Source organism: Novosphingobium sp. GW835-FHT14H07 (genome assembly GCF_058793515.1).
In genome coordinates this window covers 1-2204 of sequence record NZ_JBXAFX010000070.1, presented here as the reverse complement: position 1 = coordinate 2204, position 2204 = coordinate 1, and the positions used below count along the sequence as shown (strand labels likewise).

At 69.9% G+C, this 2204-nt stretch carries 1 protein-coding gene; it reads left to right on the top strand.

What is annotated here, in order from left to right; translation table 11 throughout:
- Positions 1-2204, top strand: a 2204-nt coding sequence (locus tag AC1Q5P_RS21790; protein WP_492520014.1) for a beta strand repeat-containing protein, incomplete at both ends; no start/stop codon positions are given.

Below are 2204 nucleotides of genomic sequence, written 5' to 3'. Positions count from 1 at the left end.
GCTGCGGGCGGGATCACGCTGGCAGGCGGGACGATCACCGGCGGCACGCTCGATGCCGGCACCAGCATCGCCGTGACGGCAACCGGCGCGCTGACGCTGGCCTCGGCGCAGGCGGTCGAGGGCATGGCGCTGTCCGGCGCAACGATCGATGTGGGCCTGCTGGCTGCGGGGACAACGATCGATCTGACCGGCACCAGCAGCGTGAATATCACGACCAGTGCCAGCACCGGTGGCGTCGGCGCGATCACCATTGCGGCGCCGACGATCACGTTTGCATCGCTGGAGAGCGGCGCGGTCACGCTTGCGGGCGGGACGATCACCGGCGGCGATGTCGGTAGCGACGCGCTGACCGGCACTGCCAGCGGCACGCTGACCCTGCGCGATGTCTTCACGGGCAGGCTTGACCTTACCGCGCAGGACATCGTGGTGCGCAGTGTCCTGGGCGGGACCAGCGGTCCGGGCCACGACATGTCGCTGAATGCCACGGGCAACATCACCGCCGCCTTGATCCAGAGCGGCAACGACCTGTTCATCTCGGCGGCAACGCTCGACGCGACGACGCTCGATGCCGTGCGCGACCTGACCGTCGCGGTGACGGACGGGGCGACGCTCGGCGGGGTCACGGCGGGGCGCAACGCGGGCATCACCGCCGGCAGCCTTGGCCTCGACCTGATCGAGGCGGGGGCCGTCACGATCGGTGTGACCGGCAACGCCGCGCTGGGCAGCGTCCGCGCACCAACCGGCACGGTGGCGATCACCGCCGGGACGCTGGCGTTCGGCGATGTCGCATCCCTTGCGACAACCAGTCTCACGGCAGATGCGATCACCGGCAACCTCGTCGAGGCGGGCACACTCCTGACCGTGCGGTCGGCAGGCGATGTCGGCCTCGGCGATGTGTTTGCAGGCTCGCTGGATCTGACTGCTGGCAACCTGCAGATTGCCAACCTGTTGACGGACGGCGCTGCGCTTGTGCTTGTCGATGGCACGGCGAAGCTTGATCTGGCGAGCGTGGGCCAGCTCGACTATCGCGCCACGACCTTGCGGTTCGGGACCCTCGACACGCTTGGCGGAGCCATCCTTGTCGGCAGCAGTGTCGCAGGCGATGCCGTCAATGCCGGAACCACATTGTCGATCACCGCGACGGACCTCACGGCGACGGGCCTTGCGGCGGCGGGCGACGTGACGCTGACCGTGACCGACACGGCAACGCTGGGCACGGTCACCTCGAGTGGCGGCTCGGTGTTCATCGACCCTGCGCTGCTGACGTTCGATGCGATCGGCGCTGCGGGCGGGATCACGCTGGCAGGCGGGACGATCACCGGCGGCACGCTCGATGCCGGCACCAGCATCGCCGTGACGGCAACCGGCGCGCTGACGCTGGCCTCGGCAACGTCTGGCACGACGATGACGCTCGGCGCCGACAGCCTGCAGGCAGGCACGCTCGATGCAGGCGGCGATCTGTCGCTTGCCGTGACGGGCGGCGCGGTGCTGGATTCTGCGCTGGCCGGTGGGGCATTGGCGATCGGTGCTGGCACGCTGGCGGTGCCGACGCTGCAGTCCGGAGCGGGGAACCTGACGCTGACCATCGGCGGGCTTGCCACGCTGGGCAGCGTGTCCGCGCTTGGCGGCGACATTGCGGCGACGACCGGGCGGGTGACCTTCGCGTCTGCCAGCGCAAGCGGGCAGGTGCAACTCGGCGGCGTGGTGATCAATGGCAGCACGATCGACGCCGGCACCTCGGTGGTGCTGACCGCGACGAGTGCCATGACCCTCGACACGATCACGGCAGGCACCAGCGTCGCGCTGGGCAGCCGCGACGCAACGGTCAACGCGGTGAATGCCGGAACCTCGGCGACCTACCAGGGGCGCGACATCCGCATTGGCGCGACCGATGCGGGGGCGGCGGTGCTTGTTGCTGCGCGCAACTTCACCTTCGACAGCCTGAGCGCGGGCGAGGGCGTAACCCTGGGTGCCACGCGGGCGATCACCGGCGGCACGATCACCGCCGGCAGCACGCTCGATCTGACTGCGGCCAGCCTCACGGCGACGAGCCTGCAATCGGCGGGCGACGTGACGCTGACCGTGACCGACACGGCAACGCTGGGCACGGTCACCTCGAGCGGCGGTTCGGTGTTCATCGACCCTGCGCTGCTGACGTTCGATGCGATCGGCGCTGCGGGCGGGATCACGCTGGCAGGCGGGAC